We start from the raw sequence: 17,822 nt of genomic DNA on the forward strand, positions 1-17,822 counted from the left end.
TTTTAAGTTCACCATAGTGGATGAACGCAAAATATCTATTACTGACGCAACAACTTATCTTGGGGTTTCAAGAAAAGCATTAAGCGAGTTTACAAACGGCAAAGCAAAATACTCTCACGCTATGGAGGCTTTATGAATCAACTGGAACAGGCGTTTCTATTTGGATAAACATACAAGCAAAGCTTGACACTTAGGAAGCTGAAAACATGCCCCTTCTCGATAATATCCAAGCTATACCTGATCACAAGGTTGCTTAAAAACTCTTCAAAAAGACACCAAAATCAATGGTTACTTTAGCAGCCTTAACGGCTCCTTAGGCAATGTGACAATCATGGCGTCTATTGGAATTGGTAGAAGAGAAGCTATAAAACCCAAACCTAAGTTGTAATACTCAGTGACAAATGTCCTCCAGCTTAGCCAGAAGACATCTCACTGAATTAGCTTATTTAACCGGCTGGATCTTAAATACCAGGCTATATAGTACAGGAACAAAAATCAACGTAAGTAAAGTAGAAAACCCTAAGCCACACATAATCACCACAGCCATACTGCCAAAAAAGGCGTCAAACAGTAAGGGGATCATGCCCAATATAGTAGTAATAGCAGCCATACATACAGGCCGAACACGACTGACAGTGGCATGATATAACGCGTTATAAGGCGCGTGTCCTTGTTCCAATTCAACCTTTATCTGCTCAACTAGCACTATGCCATTTTTTATGATCATGCCAGACAGACTTAACAAACCGAGTAAGGCCATAAAACTGAAAGCATAACCGGTAAACAATAATCCGTAGCTCACTCCAATCATTGCTAAGGGTACGCAAGCCCATATAATGCCTGCGGTGCGCGCTGAATTGAACAACAGGACAGTAATAATGAACATCACTAAATACCCCATCGGTAACGAGCCAAACAATGCTTTTTGAGCATCACTTGATGATTCGTGCTCGCCACCCCATTCCATTTTATAACCCCGAGGAATAGCGATGGCTTCTATTGGTCCACGGATCCGTGCAAATAACTTGGCGGCTGTTTCATTGCCCAAAATGTCATGATCCGCCATGACGGTAATAGTACGCTTACGATCTCGCCTAGCAATAATGGGGTCTTCCCAAGCCACATTAAATTCGCTAACCACTTGAGTTACTGGAATAAACTGATTGGCCGAAGAACTAAATATTTGAAGATCTCTTAAATTATCGACACTTAAACGTTCTTCTGCAGGTGGGCGATTAATGATAGGTAACAATTGAGTACCATCACGGTAAACACCAATAGTTTTACCACTAAAACTGGTCAATAGCAGGTCATCAAGGTCAGCTTTGCTCACCCCGACACGACGAGCGGTGGCCTCATTGAAGTCAGGACGAATCACCTTAGTACGTTGACGCCAATCATCGCGCACATTACGTACACCACTATCGGTTTTCAAAATCACTTTAGCTTGTTCAGATAAAGCTCTGAGCACCGTCGCATCAGGCCCAGAAAATCTGACTTCAATCTTAGCGTCTGTAGATGGACCCACTTCCAGCAGTTTAATTTTGAAAAAGACATCACTATGCTCTAATTGCATATAGTCACGTAGTCTAGGTAATTCACTTTGCAAGCTATCTAAATCGGACATCCGAACAGCTATTTGAGCATAAGTTTGGTAGGTTTTTTCAGTCTGGTAAGTCAGTAAAAAACGTAAAAAACCTTGGCCAATAGTTGTGGTGACCTGTTCTACACCCGCTTCTTGTAACAAGTGGGATTCAATATCCTCCATGATTTTGGCATTTTCACGGATATCAGTTCCTGCTTTATGCCACACATCCATCATAAAAATAGGCGTAGTAGAAGGAGGAAAAAATGCTTGCTTCACACTGCCAAAACTAACAATCGCACCAATAAATAAAGCAACTAAACCTAAGATAGTTGTTTTGCGCCATGCCAGTGCAAAAGATAGCAATGCCCCAAACCACTTAAAAACTACCCCTGTATACAATTCTTCAGGTTCATCGAGTTGGACTTTTTCAGTAAACATTAATGAAGCAAAAAATGGCGTAAGCGTAATGGCCGTAAGCCAACTTAGCAGCAAGCTGACCAATAACACCCAAAACAAACTACCAGCAAATTCCCCAGTTGCATCACTTGACAAACCAATAGGAGCAAAAGCCACAACTGCAATAACGGTAGCGCCCAATAAAGGCCATTTATTTTGTTTAACCACCGCCGTCGCAGCTTCAACTTTAGTCAGCTTTCGCTGTAAACCAATCAATATGCCTTCAGTTACCACTATGGCATTATCGACCAACATCCCTAGAGCAATGATTAATGCCCCTAACGAAATACGTTGCAGACTAATGTCCATTTGCAGCATAAATATCAAGGTACCCATAACCGTTAGAAATAGGATCAAGCCTATTAACAGCCCCGATTTTACTCCCATAAAAATCAACAAAACCACAATAACAATCGCAACGGCTTCAAGTAAATTAATCAAGAAACCTTTAACCGACTTATCCACTTCTTGCGATTGGTTATAAATAAAATTGGTTTCCATGCCAACGGGGCGCATATATTCCAACTCTGTTAGGCGTTGTTCTATGCGCTCTCCTACTTCAACAACATTCACGCCTTCACTAAAAGACATGCCTATAATAATCGACTGCTGACCATTGTAATGGACCAAATTTGCCGGAATCTCTTGATAATCACGATAAATATTAGCCACATCGCCCAAGTAAATCAGTTTATTAGAGCCCGCAGAACTAATCACTAAATCAGCCAGTTCGTCCACAGATTGAAATTCGCCGGTAGGATTAAAACGCACATAATCGGTGTCAATTTTGACTTTGCCAGCATTAGAAACTTGGTTTTGTGTCGATAATAAAGTGCTGATGCGACTTGGATTAATCCCTAATGTGCTTAGCTTTGATCTAGAAATTTCGACTATAACTTGTTCTTGCTGCTCTCCCTGCAACATCACTTTACCTATGCCATCAACTAGCACCAGTTCGCGTTTTAAATATTTGACGTAATTTTTTATATCATCGTATTCATAACCCTTTCCAGTCACTGCTAACATCATGCCAAATACATCGCCAAAGTCATCCTTAACCATGGGTGCGGTAGCGCCAGATGGCAGGCTAGCAGTCAGGTCATTCATTTTACGTCTAAGCTCATCCCATATCTGGCGTAAATCATCTTTACGGTAGTGACTTTTCATTTCTACCATAATTTGTGACAAACCTGAGGTGGAGATAGACTTCACATTTTTAACGTAGGGTAATTCTTGAAGAGCATTTTCTATAGGGGAAGTCACTTCTTCTTCCACTTGACCCGGTGCAGCACCAGGATAAGGCGTAACAATCATTGCCTGTTTAATGGTGAACTGCGGATCTTCCAGACGACCCATTTCCATAAAAGCCATGACGCCACCAATCAATAGAATCAGTGTAACCATCCAACTGGTGGTTTTATTCTGAATAAAATAACGAGCGATATCCATATTACAGGCCTCGCTCTTTATGCCAAATACTCACAGTGTCATTTTCAGAAAGTAACTGTACGCCAGCAGATACAATACTGTCGCCGTAATTAAGACCAGAAATTACGTTAAAACCATTTTCATTAAAACCATCAAAAGTCACTTGCACTTTTTCTAACTGATTTTTTGCATTAATGCGCCATACATAGCTATTTTCTTGCCCGTTACTCACCTCACTAAAAATCGCAGCGCTAGGTATGTTCCAGCCCCCTTGCTTCGATTTCATCACCTTATCTAACTCAATAGAAACCGTGGCTGACATGCCAGGAAGAATATTAAAGTCAACCGGTTTAGGTAATGAAAATACCACTTGATAACTTTTGGTTGCGGAGTTCGCTTCAGTATCAAATTCTTTTAACTTGGCACGAAAAACTTTACTTTTATCCGCTTCAAACCGCACTTCGGGTTGATATGTAGTCGTTTCATCAATATTAGATACCACATCTTCTGGCACCTGGATTGCTACATCGATTGTTTCACTTTTTTGTAGCGTCACTATAGATTGTTTAGCCGTGATATTTTCAAAGTTTTGTACAAAACGCTGGGCTATTTGCCCAGTAAATGGTGCATGTAATTCGGTATATGCAACGTTAGCTTTTGCCACTTTTAATGCCGCATCAGTCACTTGTAACTGCGACTTAGCTTCGTCAAAACCAGAACGAGAAACCAATTTTTCACTTAATAATTTTTCTGAACGAGTAAACTGGGATAAAGCGAGGTCATAATTGGCCTGCGCACTTTCTAGTGCTAGTAGGTAGTCGCTAGGATCTAGCTTGGCTAACAATTCGCCTGTTTGCACTTGTGCGCCAGGCAGTACCAATAATTGCTCAAGTTGCCCCGACACGCGGAATGCTAAAATTGCATCTTCACTCGCTTCAACTATGGCAGGAAAATTACGGTATTTTGATTGCCCTTCGTCTTTAAGGGTGATTGCCTTAACTAATTTGGCCGGCTCACTAGTGACTTTGTCATTCGCATCTTGACACCCCAATAACAGCGCGGCAACTAGCAGTCCGATAACAATATTTTGACTTAATTTAAAATTCACTCTGGCATACCCCTATTAATAATTGTTCGCATTATGAATGCAAAAGAAATAAAATAAAATTTAATAAGATTCATCAAGACATTAAATAAAATTTATTATGACCTTAGAGCAAATCAGAGTGTTCATCACTGTTGCCCAGCTTGGCAGTATTGCCGCTGCTGCCGAGACATTGCACAAAACACAGTCTGCACTATCAATCGCTTTGAAGCGCCTGCAAGACGAACTCAACATAGAACTATTTCATCGTCAACAGTATAGGTTATCTCTTACCGTTGCTGGTGCGAAGTTACTACGGCATTGTGAATATTTAGTGAAACAACAAAATCATGTGTTAGATATTGCTAAGCACCTTGCCAATGGTATAGAAAGTAAGATAGATGTTATCTACGAAACGGTGTGCCATGACGAAGCGATTTTTTCGGCGATTAGTAAAGCTCATCAACGTTTTCCATTAACTGAATTCTACTTAAGTTCTGAAAATAACTTACGCTCCATCAAACGGTTGATAGACGGCGAAGGTGATATCGCCATATCACCATGGATGGATCAATTTAATGAACTAGCAGATTTTGAAACCCTGCCTTTTAGTCGTTTTAAAATTATTATCGCTGCACATAAAAAGCAATTCCCCAAAAATGAACCACTGCCTAAATCTGTGACAGAACTAGAATACCTGCCTCTTTTAATGCCCCAAAGCCTGATTTTTCAATTAGATTTAGAACGTTTATTAGGCTTTGTTTCGCCGTTACAGATCCGAACAAATGATCTCTGGGCGCAAAAAGCCATGCTAATGAACGGCGGCGGTTGGGGTTGTATTCCCTCACACCTTATCGAACATGAACTGAAAACAGGTGAGTTATTGGAGCTAAAGCTCGAAGAAATTAGTTATGACGCGTATGTTGAAACCAGAATTATAAAATTGTTAAATCATAGTTTAGGGATCGCTGGAAAAGAGATGTGGCAAACATTGGCAAGCAAAGCTGCAAATTTTAACTTGAATTCCGAATAAGCCTAACCAAGCTCAGCTTACTCTATATTGGGTAAGTTATTGCCACATAAACGCAGAGATTTTTTTATCAAACAATTGTCCACTGAAGACTTTTTCTGCAGGTTTATCTTGCGCTATCGATGCCCCAAAACAAACATGAAGTGGCAGCAAGTGTTCTTCTCTTGCATGACATTTGCGAGCAGAGGGCGCGGTTTCCCATTGAGCTAAGCGCTGTTTAGTTTGTGTAAAATCCCCATCAGTAAGGGTATCTGTCAGCCATTCATCAAAGTTTACACTTTCTTGGTGAGTCCCTTTGGAATTATGAAATGACATACCGGAGCCCACGATCAAAACACCTTGTTCTCGAAGTGAAGTCAGTGCCGCGCCTATTTCTATATGTTCTAAGGCATCCATTGAACGCAGCAGGGATACCTGTACTACTGGGATATCAGCTTTTGGATACATCAACATTAATGGCACAAACGTACCATGGTCATAACCTCGGTCAGGGTCTAAAGCGCAGCCAATACCTTTATCGTCGAGTAAACTAGCTATGTGACCGGCAAGTTTAGGCTGCCCAGCCGCAGGATATTGGTATTCATAAGTTTCTTGCGGAAACCCGCCGTAGTCATAAATCATTCTTGGATTAGGCGACGAAGAAATAGTCGCGATATCTGACTCCCAATGTGCACTAATTATCACTATGGCTTTAGGCGCAGTAATATTTTTATGTACATTGCTTAAAAATGCGCACAGCTCTTTGTGGGTTATATCACCAAGAAGCGGCATCGGCCCGCCTCCATGAGGGATATAAATCACAGGCATCAACGAAGACTGCTTTAGACTTACATTACTAGTGGTCATTAAATTACGACATCTCTACGACGATTCACAATTATGTTTATTAAAAATAAAGCCAAAATAACGGCAGGTATTGCGTTGGCAACTGCGTCATATACAACATGGAAGTAAGCTGCCCCAGCCATTATCAACAACAAACCTGATGCTGCAGAGATACTTAGTTGTTTGATCCAAATTCCAATTGCCCCAGCCAGCTCGCATGCCCCAATGAAATAACCAAACCAAATAGGTAACCCCATTGCAGCAAATGACATATGCAGTTGCTCTACCCCCGCCAATTTACCCATACCTGCGGCTGCAAATCCAACAGTTGCTAACCCTAATGATGCGTACATTGCATATTTTCTAATATCGCTCATATATTTCTCCCGTGTGATTACGTTAAACCAAGTCATTGCTTAGTAGATAGGGAAAGATTAAGGCAACTTTAAATTAATTAATATTGAATGTTTTAACATAACTCGTAAACTATTAGTTTATGAGTTGGGGTAATATCATGAAACTTGAACAGCTTTCTATGTTTGTCACAGTTGCCGAGCTTGGATCATTAAGTAAAGCCAGCGCTAAGCTAAATAAAACGCAACCAGCTATTAGCCAGAGTATACGACAGCTTGAAAACTCTTTTAAATTAGCCTTATTTAATCGCTCTGCTTACCGATTGGAACTGACCGAAGCAGGCAAAGCGTTATATCACAAAGCCGCTCTTTTATTAGATGACGCGTCGGCACTGCAAAAAACAGCTCAACACCTAGCGCAAGGCAATGAAGTTAGCATCACAATAGCGATTGAGGCTTCATTTAACTTAAAAGGTATCTTGCCTTTACTTGCAAGTGTGCAAAATCAGTTTACAAATACACAAATCATCATAAAACAAGAATATTTAACAGGGGCCTTTCAAGCGATTCAAAATAATCAAGCCACACTGTGCATTAGCCCTTCACCAGACAACCTAGTGCAACAGACACAAATTGAGAGTCATTTCCTTACGAATGGCTCGTTAATCAATGTAGCTGCACCGGCATTAATTAATCGTCACTCCATGTTAAAGACAAGCCAAGCGTTGTTAAATGAGTATCAGATCATTGTGCAAGATTCAGGGACCGGCTCCAAAGATATTGAGTGGGGAGTTCAAGAAGGCCAGCGCCGGTGGTATGTGAATGATTTTTCAACAAAAAAAATGTTAATAGAAAACGCCATGGGGTGGGGGAAACTACCCAGCCATGTTGCTGAGCGGAGTCTTAAAAATGGCACTATAACTAGACTGGATCTAAGTGATGTAAAAACTGAACTTAACGTTAAATATTATATTATGAAAAACAAATTACAGCCTCTGGGGCCCGTCGCCAATGCTGTTTGGGAACAATTCACACATTACACGTTCAACCTTTTTTGAGAATGAGTGGGCAGTTATCATTGACGATTGATATAACAGCTACCGCAAGCACAGTCGCTAAATTACATCGAAAATCTAAAACATAAACAATAAAAACGCCCTAAAAAGTATTCGGGCGTAAAGATTACTTTTATCAGTTTTTTGATGGGTAATAAGTACCCCTTTTATTTGGGTTTTCTAAATACCAAGATAAATCGATCAGTATTACCTGTCACTGTTTTACGACCTACTTCAAACGTTAATGTATCATCTGGGCGGTAGAACCTATCCGATGACTTTTCTAGAATAAACCCGGCAGCTTGCACTTCAATTATCACTTTTACAGCATCTTCGCGTCTTCTAAGCTCCTGAGTTTCTGGTGCCATATGACGACGGCTATGATCGACAATGACATAAATACCACCTGGTTTTAATGCTTCGAAAGTCGCTTTGTTTAATATGGCTTTATCTTGAGCATCAAAATTATGGTATTCACGGATGTTTAGCAGCATATCTGCATCCTTCATAGCAAAGTCTAGGTTGCCTAGTTGGTATTGCTTTTCTTTGTTATTCCAGTCTAGTTCTATGGGTAGTTTTTTCGCTTTATTCATTGCTTCAATTGCGAGCAACTCATCCATATTATCTAACCATTTACCAGGGTAAGCTAAATATAGCTCCCCTTTGTCTTTTAGAACTGGAGCCAGGATTTTACTATACCAACCATTTCCTGGTGCGAATTCAATGACCTTCATATCTTCTTTTAAACCAAAATACTCTAGAGCATAAAGAGGATCGCGATTACTATCCCTCTTAGTATCAACTTCTGAACGATGCTCCATTTTTAGGATTTCCAGAACCTTTTCTTGGAATGGAGTAAGTGCCGCAACTGCCGAAAAAGAGGCTGAGGCGAATAGCAGAATTAACAATGCATTTTTCATGATTTTCCTTTCTAATTTAACTACTTGGTAATGGCTAACAGTCACTAAGATGACTGCTCTGCAAATTGTTACAATACAGGAAATATGGCGTAATGAATAAATCATAAGGCAGCACGTTTATTATCACTGCCCTGCTAATTATTACTCATTAATTAAGGGATTGCCTAGATGCTTAAACAAGCCCTTCACTGAGTAGTCTACGATACAAAGCTTTAATATGTGCAGGGCCAATTTCGCAGCATCCCCCTAGAATTGATGCTCCGTTTCTCGCCCACTTCATAGCGTGTTCCGTGTATTGTTGAGCGCTCATGTCTTGACGCATTTCAAGCTCTTCAACTGTGTCCCCTGGATACAATGCGTCAATCGATACAAAACCATTGGCGTAAGCCCCGATTTTACGCTGATTACTATTCAACACAGGCCAACAGGCACTGATTGCCTCAGGTTGACTGCAGTTTATTAATGTAGCTTGGGTAGCAAAAGAATCGATTGCCAATAAGGCGTCTTTTAACAATTCACCACTACGTAATCGGGTTGGTTCTTCATCGCTGACCGTAAACGCAAGCCAAACAGGTTTACCACTTTCGACTGCGGCAGTACAGGCCGCACGTGCTTCGGTAATAGATGACATGGTTTCGCATATAAACAAGTCACTTGCCGGCGATTGCAATTCAACCAGACGGCGGTAAGTACTGAGGGATGCTTCAAACGAAAGAGAAACATCTGGACGATAACTAGCAACCAAAGGTGGTAGGCTGCCTGCTATTTTCACACCATTACACTGGGCTAATTCAATTGCGTCTTGGGCTGCTCTCATGGCGCCCTGGTGAAGAGGTTCTAATTGCTCTAGTTGATTTTCTCGTTTTAGGCGCTGTGGTGTTGCAGTATAAGTATTGAGCGTGATGACCCGCGCACCGCAATCAATAAACTCACGATGTAAATCTCTCACAAGTAATGGTTCGTTCAACATAATGTCGGCAGACCACATAGGCGTAACGGCCCGAGAGCTTCTGCGCAGTAATTCTTGACCCATACCACCATCAAGTAATGTAATCATACTCATTATGCTTAAACATCCGTTTTTTGGGAGAAAATCAGGAAATTAGAATGACACCAGAAAAACTAGTTATCAGGTTAATAATACTATGGTTGTTGGATTTTGTAATATAGTTATTACATGTTGTTCTGAATATGTAATTTTCATGAATATTATGAAGGGACAGTACCGCGTTTTCTCACAGGGCAAAATAGTTGTTTCACATATTAGTGGCCAATGGTCTAAGAGTAACGCACTAGAGTATGAAGATGCCGTACACAAAGTGATTACCAATCTTGGTGGGCGAGAATTTGCCAGCCTACTTTTTTTTGAAGACTGGGGACTCAATACACCTGAAGCAGGCCCTATTATTGAAAGAATAATAAATTGGTGTGTTAACCAAGGCATGTGTTGTGCCGCTGAAGTATTTAGTCCTGATGCATTAAAAGAATATTTACTTAATAAACTAGTTAAAGAAGTGAAAAGTCAGCTAGTTATACGTCGTTTTAGTAGCGAACATGAAGCATTGCTTTGGCTAGCAGAAAAAGGCTTTGAGTCGAAAAAAGCGAGTTGGATTGAGCAATAAATAAATCTTGCCGATTGCTTTACTACCTCAAAAATTTTGCTAAGAATAAACCATCATGCAGGAAAATTACTACCGCTAGAATGGTGGAGTAAATCGCCCCTTTAGGCATGTTATACAAGAGCTTATATAACTGCTGATCTGACGCTCGTATTTTGAAGGTTTCAAACCAATCTTCATTGGTTTTACTCAATGCAGAAGGCCTAAAAAAGCATAACAAGGTTGACACTAATAAAACATTTTTAAAAATTGGAGCATAGTGTGTCCTTAAACATAGATTAGCCTGCAGGGCAGGTTCAGTATCTGGGGTCTGAGTTTGAGGAGGGACAATAAAACTGCTATTCACCTACTGTCATCTAAATAACATCTTAGCTTCGTCAAAAAAGGTAACGCATTAGTAAGTTCTTCATCGGTGAATACCTGCTTCAAAGGAGTAAGTTGATGAATCGCACCTTTGAAGTAAATCTAATAAAAACAATAAGTTATAATCTTACTATTTATCTAGCCGCCAATTTAACGCATCCAGTGCTGATATTATTGTGTTTATCAAGGCGAGCTTGTGAAGCAATAGCCGGCTATTGAGAGCAAGTTCAACGAAGATAAGCGCAATAATAGCGGTGCTGGACGGTATGGCTTATCCCGAGTTCAGGTTATCTAGTGTGTTGTCTGTTAGCTTTGAGTTAAAGTTACTATTTGTGACATTAAAAATGTAAATAACTAAGGATTTAATCTAATCCTTTAAGTTTTCATACAATTCTTCACGTCCGCCATCCGGCGCAAAGATCCCATGAATTGTTGCCTTTTGTTCTTCACTAAAAAATAACATTTGCTGATCAGGTACATAGGTATCCATAAAATTAGTATCCATATCAATATGCCTAAGACCAAACCAATGTCCAATTTCGTGAGTTGCGGTTCGTCCCAAATGCAGATTTTGATTTATAGCCACCGGAGCAATTGTGCCAAACGCCTGATAAGGAATGACAACCCCATCAGTTAATGGATCTCCACCGGGGAATTGGCCTCGCCCACCTAAACCAATATTACCATTTCGATCTGCCCCGTCTATTAGCCAAATATTTAAATATTGAGTCGTGGGCCAAGCGTCATGTCCCCCACTATTGGTAAAATAAACGGCTTCATTAAAATTAGCAGAAGTTTGGTCAAGTGTTCTCGTAATTCCATCAGTCGCTCCACCATCGGGGGCTACCGATGCCAGCTCAAACTCTATTTCCAGATCAGCAACAATTGACTTAAATTCAGCTGAAACATTCTCTAAGTCTGCATTTTTCATTCTGAAATCTTTATTAAGCACGTCAATCTGTGACAATATTTTTTCTTGAGTAATATTAGACTCATGCTCTGGGTTTTCCTGATAAAGGACATGCACAACCACGGGAATAACAAGTAAAGCACGATTACCAGCAACAGTGATTTTCAACATCAATTTTGACACCGCATCATTGTAATCAGTTGCAGATATTTCAAGCTCGTAGATATTATCAACATTATCGTCATGGGGGTGTTCAAAGTCAGGTATATGTATAAACGAAATTGCCCCGCTCTCAGGTTCTATTAAAAAACTAAAACCATCAATACCGCCACTAATACTATAGGTAATTGGGTCTCCTTCTTTATCGGTCGCTACTGCCTGATAACCCGTTTCAAAAGAATTATCTAGTGTGCTAAAAGCAGAATTGGATGTAAATTTTGGCGCTTGATTGACTTCACTCGCTTTGTCACCACTTCCTCCCCCGCACGAAATAAGTGTAAAGAGTAATGTAATAGAGACAAGCGCCCATTTTAAATCACGCTTGTGCTGCAAACTTAAGGTTATTGTTGGTTTCATGCGCCCCTTCCCCTCGATTAATAAGACGCAAAGCCCGTGTCTAAACACCGGATTTTACATATATAACTTTTACCCATGTAAGGACAGTTTATTGAGACACTCATTGTAAAAAACTGCTGTTTAATATCATGACATCCCTATTAATTCTACAAAAACTACTTCTGTTATTTTATTGTCCAAAAAATAGCATAAAAGCATGCCCAATTGGGCACATGATATCTGATGAATATGACATATCAGAGTCACACGCCTGTTTCCTTTTTTGCCCTCACAAAACAAAGCAAAAATATCACCTCTAATCCGAAAATTTATTGCCAGAGTAGTTCGCTGATGATTAGAAATTTAAAAGACGCTTTGCGATGGGTAGCTTGCTAGTTTTTGATGATTTTCTTATTTGGAAGTATTGGTGAGCAATTTAAGAAGTTGTTTGTTTATGGTGATGACATGTGCTGGTTTTCAACAACTTCGTGGTGATCTCTCAAGTTCATTCCGCCCCCTTTTCCCTTTCTTTTATTCCTGGGTGGGGAATTGATACTTGACAGTGTAGTACACAATAGTTGTATACTACAACTATGAATACGATTGATTATGAAAAAATTCCACTACATTGGGTGAATCGGCTTGGCTTTTTGATACGTAAGGAGCTCAGTGTACTGTTCCGCGAAGCGGGCCACTCGATTAGTCCAGAAGAATGGGCTATTTTGTTGGTGCTTTGGAAAAAAGGTCCGCAAAGCCCAAGTACTTTGGCAAATGTCACCATTAAGGACAGAACAACCGTCACTCGGCTGATTGACGGTATGGTGCGCAAAAATTTGGTTACCCGCCAAGAGGAAGCAAATGACCGGCGGCGCAATGTTATCGCAGTTAGTGCCCATGGCGCCGCTTTAAAAAGTGAATTAGTGCCTATTGCTCAGAGACTTATCAAACAGTCGCTCGGCGGTATTGCTTATAAAGATATTGAAACGACAACTCGAACCCTTCAAGCCATGACAGAAAACCTTCTGCACCCTAGTGCAGAACCTCACGATAAAAAGGTACCTTAAGATGAAAAGCTATAACTACGACGAATTTTCTACCAAGGGCTACGACTTTGATAGTGTGATTGGCCCAGATGTAGGGGATAAAGCGCCTGACTTCCCATTGACAACCACCGATGGGGAGACAAAAAGATTACTGAATTTTTCTGGTGAATTCTTGGTTTTGGAGATGGGTAGTATTACCTGTCCTTTGTTCCAAAGTCGTCGGAGTATCATGGAGCCACTGAGTCGCCAAAACGGTGTCAGTAGCGCTGTACTATATGTACGCGAGGCCCACCCTGGTGCAGATATTCAAAGTCATAAAAGTTTTGACGACAAAAAGACTTGTGCATTACGTCTAAAAAACGAAGACGGAGAAAGCAGAACCGTGTTTGTCGACAACTTTGAGGGAAGCGCGCACGTAGCCTACGGCAGCATGCCAAACGCTGTTTTTATCATTAACAAAAATGGCTGTGTGGTGTATCGCTCAGAATGGAACAACCCCTCTGCCACACAAAAAGCCGTGCAGGCGTTGTTAGCTGGGAAAGCGGTCACCGCAAAACCTTATTTTCGGCCTGCGGTACCCGCAACTGTCTTCAAAACATTGGGCAAAGCGGGTAAAGGATCAGCTGCTGATTTTTTTAAAGGCCTGCCGTTTCTGATCTGGACGAACATTATTAAGCGCAACCTTAGGTTACTCGTTAATCGCCCAAAAGTCGGCTCTTGGAAAACAAGTTGTTAGATGATGAAGAGCGAATAATAACAGAGACCATGGGAATAAAATGGATTCTGTCTACTTGTTAACGTGGTGATTCTATTGATGCGCGCCTAAAGCACTGAATTCGAAAAATATGTCTGTAGAAACGATAGGTGCCAGAACAAAGTTAAATCTTGCTAGTAAAATTTTGATACACCCACTGTAACAAAACGGTTTAACCTAGTCTTTCGTCGACGGAGCCGATGCTTTTGACTCAAGGCTCGCCAACTATTCTTCAATTTAGTGGGTCATTCGCTATGCGACCGCCAGAGATGGCGGAAGGTAGAATAACGCAAGGCGCAGCTATCGAGACAGGCGATTGACGAAACATTTTATACGGTCAATTACACGTATATGATGGTCCTCACCCAATCTCGACTTCCCTGTCGAGATGTTCAACTGGGCGAAGCCGAGTTTATACAGAACCCGCTAAATTGAAGTAATAGTGAGGTGAAGAGCATTGCCCTCGAGCTTTTAAGTTAGAAAAGCACGCTGCGCGCCATCATCCTGATGTTTTTATATCAAATCATTTCAAACTAAATAAAATACCTCTGCTCCACGTGTAATCTCTGATAGCGACGAGACTTAGTTGTTGCTGGCATTGTTAAAATGAACCAAAACCAAATCAAGGGCGTACAACAAACACAAGACAAAAAACAGTGTAGAGATGTGCGATGAATGCTCCTGCTTTCGCTTTAACAGATAACTCAATTCATCAGTTATCCAATAATTTATCCTCCAAGATGAACGCCATTATTGAAATAACCAATCTTAGACTCAGAACCTTTATCGGGTTTAATGATGAAGAAAAAAATAAACAACAAGACATAGTGATCAATGCCGAAATTCACTATCCCCTCAGAAACGGATGTTTAGAAGATCAGGTATCCGACGCCCTCAATTACAAAACGATTACCAAAGCCATTATCAAACATGTCGAATCTGGACGGTTTTTGTTGCTCGAAAAGCTGGTTGCAGACGTGCTCAATATTTGTAATGAACACCAAGACGTTGTCTACACCAAGGTCAAAATAGACAAACCTCATGCACTGCGTTTTGCAGACTCGGTATCCCTTTCACTCGATATTCACAGCAACAGCCCACAGGAGAAATAATCATGACACCACAAACCGCTACTTTGAGTATTGCTAGTGAAAATCAATCGTCTAGCCCTATCAGCCAAGAAGCATTAATGGTCAGAAATGCACTGATTAAGCGGGGCTTAGAAACGCCTATGATTGATAATCAACTGACCGATAAGCAAAAATACGCCCAAATTAAGGGCAGTTTTACCGATATAGTCACCACACTCGGCTTAGACTTAGCTGACGACAGCCTGTGCGAAACGCCTCATCGGCTCGCAAAAATGTACGTGAATGAAATATTTTCGGGTTTAGATTACAAGTCGTTTCCTAAAGTCACAGCCATTGAAAACAAGATGAATGTTGATGAAATGGTCAAGGTAGATAAGATTAGTTTAATCAGTACCTGTGAGCATCACTTTGTAACTATTGATGGCACGGCCCGCGTGGCTTACATCCCAAACGACAGCATTATTGGTTTATCAAAAATCAATCGAATAGTGCGATTTTTTGCCCAACGACCGCAAGTTCAAGAACGCCTAACCCAACAGGTTTTAGTGGCGCTACAAACACTACTAAATACCGACAATGTCGCAGTGTCTATTGATGCCACCCATTATTGCGTTAAGTCTCGTGGCGTGATGGACGCAAATTCGCATACCACAACTACAGCCCTTGGCGGCAGTTTTAAAGAGAACTCGATTACTCGACAAGAGTTTTTAAAGTAAATGCCTACGGTAGTCATCACAGGTGTGGGGCAACGCTTAGGATTATGCTTGGCCGAGCACTTTTTGGCCAAGCAATACATAGTAGTAGGTACTTATCGCACCGAAAGAGCATCCAATAAAAACTTGCAATTAAAGGGTGCCCAGCTGTACCAAGTAGACTTTTACGACCAACAGCAAACCCAGAGGTTTATTGCGGCAGTTACCAACAACAACGACGCCATAGACTGCTTAATTCATAACGCATCAGACTGGCATGATGATAACGAGGTTTTAGACTTTGCCGCTTACCATCAAATTTTTTCCAACATGATGACCATCCATGCAGAAGTGCCCTACCAATTAAACCTAGCTTTTCGTTCACTTCTTACTCCTAAAGATGACCATCAGTTTACTGACATTATTCACATAAGCGATTATGTGGCAGCTAAAGGTAGTAAAAAACATGTGGCTTACGCGGCCAGCAAAGCGGCACTCGAAAATTTAACCTTGTCATTCGCCCAACGTTTTAGCCCAAATATTAAAGTGAATGCTATCGCCCCTGCCCTGTTAGCTTTTAACGAACACGACCATGACAGTTATAAAATAAAGGCTAGGAACAAATCCTTGATGCAAACCGAAGGTTCATTTCAAGAAGCCATTAATACCGTTGAATGGTTGCTGGCAAGCCGCTACATCACTGGGCGTACTATACATCTTGATGGCGGGAGGCATTTAAAGTAGAAACTTGTTTGTTATGTTAGTGCTAGTTAAAAAATCAATGGAATCAACGTCTCTTACCCTATTGATTTCGTGTTCCGATAGTATCGTTTATTTAATTCAACCGCTTTCAACGAACCTAACCTCGCAGATTATTTTGACACGCGATACGTTACACGTTACATTTAAATCAATCATTTACTGCATCCTATAAAATTAAACCTTAGCTTCTAAGGTAATGAGATTGGCAGAGGTTTTTAGATACGACTATAACAAATTAGAACTATACAAATGACTACCAGCACGAGAGGGATCTGCCATGGCAATCAAGAGTTTTAAACATAAAGGGCTTAAAAAGTTTTTTTATGATGGCGACACAGCTGGCATACAAGATAACCACTTACAAAAAGTAGGCTATATATTAGACGCGATAGATGCATCACATCACCCAAAAGACTTAAAGAGTATTTATGGGAATAAGTTTGCAGAAAAGAAAGGCTCAGGTGCAGGAGTTTATAGTCTAGAGGTGATTGGAAATTGGCGTATCACCTTCCAAATACATGATGATGGAGCAGTGTTGGTGGATTACCATGGCAAATCAATAAAGGCGGTTTAACACCGACCTAATATTACAAAATAATTAAGCAAACATTTAGCTGGCCTCTAAAAAAGAAATTATGGAGATTAAGATGATACAAACTAGAAAGCCATCACATCCGGGTGAGTTTTTTAAGTTCACCATACTGGATGAACGCAAAATATCTATTACTGACGCAGCAACTTATCTTGGGGTTTCGAGAAAAGCATTAAGCGAGTTTACAAACGGCAAAGCAAAATGCTCTCACGCAATGGCTAGAAGGCTTTCTGAATCAACGGGAACAGGCGTTTCTATTTGGATAAACATGCAAGCAAAGCTTGACACGTGGGAAGCTGAAAACATGCCCCTTCCCGATAATATCCAAGCGATACCGGATCACAAGATTGCTTAATAAGCGCTTCCAAAAAGTACCAAAATCAATGGAGTCAAAAATCAACCGATGTGACTCCATTGGTTTCAACGAACCTGCCCCCCAGGTCATAAGCCCCAAAGTCTTTATCTCTGACGGAATTATCAGTACATCCATGTAATTAGAGACAGGAAATCGAAGAGTTTTAAAGGCTCAATTTAAATCAACGTCTCTGACCCTATTGATTTGGCGTGACAGCTGTAAGGAACTTCTTCAAAATAACAACTTCATTCATGGTATTGGTCTTTAGAGATGTTTGGCGATTGATCTGATCACCAAATACCTTGAATGTTCCAAATTATTTTAACAATGACTTACCAACTTATTTC

The 17,822-nt window shown here is 40.6% G+C and carries 17 protein-coding genes; 10 read left to right on the forward strand and 7 right to left on the reverse strand.

Annotated features, from left to right (window positions below; translation table 11 throughout):
- Positions 1–442: 442 nt before the first annotated feature.
- Positions 443–3,493 (reverse strand): efflux RND transporter permease subunit, encoded by a 3,051-nt coding sequence (locus ABJK37_RS16460; protein ID WP_348356266.1) that lies wholly within the window; start codon positions 3,491–3,493, stop codon positions 443–445.
- A 1-nt stretch (position 3,494) separates the two neighbouring features.
- Positions 3,495–4,580, reverse strand: a complete 1,086-nt coding sequence (locus ABJK37_RS16465; protein WP_348356267.1) for an efflux RND transporter periplasmic adaptor subunit — start codon at positions 4,578–4,580, stop codon at positions 3,495–3,497.
- 97 nt (positions 4,581–4,677) lie between these two features.
- Here ABJK37_RS16465 and ABJK37_RS16470 point away from each other — a divergent pair, with 97 nt between their 5' ends.
- Positions 4,678–5,589 (forward strand): LysR family transcriptional regulator, encoded by a 912-nt coding sequence (locus ABJK37_RS16470; protein ID WP_348356269.1) that lies wholly within the window; start codon positions 4,678–4,680, stop codon positions 5,587–5,589.
- Between the two features lie 36 nt (positions 5,590–5,625).
- Here ABJK37_RS16470 and ABJK37_RS16475 read toward each other — a convergent pair whose 3' ends face one another.
- Together ABJK37_RS16475 and ABJK37_RS16480 are read right to left on the reverse strand one after the other, a co-directional pair.
- The gene (locus ABJK37_RS16475) at positions 5,626–6,432 is read right to left on the reverse strand and encodes a class III extradiol ring-cleavage dioxygenase (protein WP_348356271.1); all 807 of its coding nucleotides are present in this window, start codon (positions 6,430–6,432) and stop codon (positions 5,626–5,628) included.
- Positions 6,432–6,788, reverse strand: a complete 357-nt coding sequence (locus ABJK37_RS16480; RefSeq protein WP_348356273.1) for a DoxX family protein — start codon at positions 6,786–6,788, stop codon at positions 6,432–6,434. The genes ABJK37_RS16475 and ABJK37_RS16480 overlap by 1 nt, the downstream gene beginning before the upstream one ends.
- A gap of 137 nt (positions 6,789–6,925) precedes the next feature.
- Here ABJK37_RS16480 and ABJK37_RS16485 point away from each other — a divergent pair, with 137 nt between their 5' ends.
- Positions 6,926–7,822, forward strand: coding sequence for a LysR family transcriptional regulator (locus ABJK37_RS16485; RefSeq protein ID WP_348356275.1), 897 nt, complete (start codon positions 6,926–6,928; stop codon positions 7,820–7,822).
- Between the two features lie 164 nt (positions 7,823–7,986).
- Here ABJK37_RS16485 and ABJK37_RS16490 read toward each other — a convergent pair whose 3' ends face one another.
- Both ABJK37_RS16490 and ABJK37_RS16495 read right to left on the reverse strand, forming a co-directional pair.
- Complete coding sequence (locus tag ABJK37_RS16490) at positions 7,987–8,739, reverse strand: methyltransferase (protein WP_348356277.1); 753 nt, start codon at positions 8,737–8,739, stop codon at positions 7,987–7,989.
- Between the two features lie 172 nt (positions 8,740–8,911).
- Positions 8,912–9,802: a homocysteine S-methyltransferase family protein gene (locus ABJK37_RS16495; RefSeq protein ID WP_348356279.1), complete on the reverse strand. Its 891-nt coding sequence runs from the start codon at positions 9,800–9,802 to the stop codon at positions 8,912–8,914.
- Between the two features lie 139 nt (positions 9,803–9,941).
- On the opposite strand from ABJK37_RS16495, the gene ABJK37_RS16500 reads away from it, so the two are divergent.
- Positions 9,942–10,361: a hypothetical protein gene (locus ABJK37_RS16500; protein ID WP_348356281.1), complete on the forward strand. Its 420-nt coding sequence runs from the start codon at positions 9,942–9,944 to the stop codon at positions 10,359–10,361.
- A gap of 727 nt (positions 10,362–11,088) precedes the next feature.
- Here ABJK37_RS16500 and ABJK37_RS16505 read toward each other — a convergent pair.
- Entirely contained in the window at positions 11,089–12,207 is a 1,119-nt protein-coding gene (locus ABJK37_RS16505) for a hypothetical protein (protein ID WP_348356283.1), read from the reverse strand.
- Between the two features lie 572 nt (positions 12,208–12,779).
- Between ABJK37_RS16505 and ABJK37_RS16510 the strand changes: the two genes are divergently transcribed.
- The 7 genes from ABJK37_RS16510 to ABJK37_RS16540 all read left to right on the forward strand — a co-directional run bounded on the left by ABJK37_RS16510 (position 12,780) and on the right by ABJK37_RS16540 (position 17,475).
- Entirely contained in the window at positions 12,780–13,250 is a 471-nt protein-coding gene (locus ABJK37_RS16510) for a MarR family transcriptional regulator (RefSeq protein ID WP_348356285.1), read from the forward strand.
- A gap of 1 nt (position 13,251) precedes the next feature.
- On the forward strand, positions 13,252–13,965 hold the full coding sequence (locus ABJK37_RS16515; protein ID WP_348356287.1) for a deiodinase-like protein: 714 nt from the start codon (positions 13,252–13,254) through the stop codon (positions 13,963–13,965).
- A 758-nt stretch (positions 13,966–14,723) separates the two neighbouring features.
- Entirely contained in the window at positions 14,724–15,095 is a 372-nt protein-coding gene (gene folX / locus ABJK37_RS16520; RefSeq protein WP_348356301.1) for a dihydroneopterin triphosphate 2'-epimerase, read from the forward strand.
- Between the two features lie 2 nt (positions 15,096–15,097).
- Positions 15,098–15,790: a GTP cyclohydrolase I FolE gene (folE, locus tag ABJK37_RS16525; RefSeq protein ID WP_348356289.1), complete on the forward strand. Its 693-nt coding sequence runs from the start codon at positions 15,098–15,100 to the stop codon at positions 15,788–15,790.
- Positions 15,791–16,510 carry a dihydromonapterin reductase gene (folM, locus tag ABJK37_RS16530; RefSeq protein WP_348356291.1) on the forward strand — a complete coding sequence of 240 codons (720 nt, stop codon included), beginning with the start codon at positions 15,791–15,793 and terminating at the stop codon, positions 16,508–16,510.
- A 295-nt stretch (positions 16,511–16,805) separates the two neighbouring features.
- On the forward strand, positions 16,806–17,102 hold the full coding sequence (locus tag ABJK37_RS16535) for a type II toxin-antitoxin system RelE/ParE family toxin (protein ID WP_348356293.1): 297 nt from the start codon (positions 16,806–16,808) through the stop codon (positions 17,100–17,102).
- Positions 17,103–17,175: 73 nt separating this feature from the next.
- Positions 17,176–17,475 carry a HigA family addiction module antitoxin gene (locus tag ABJK37_RS16540; protein WP_348356295.1) on the forward strand — a complete coding sequence of 100 codons (300 nt, stop codon included), beginning with the start codon at positions 17,176–17,178 and terminating at the stop codon, positions 17,473–17,475.
- The last annotated feature ends 347 nt before the right edge of the window (positions 17,476–17,822 follow it).

The organism is Paraglaciecola sp., from assembly GCF_039964565.1.
Classification (GTDB): Bacteria; Pseudomonadota; Gammaproteobacteria; order Enterobacterales; family Alteromonadaceae; genus Paraglaciecola.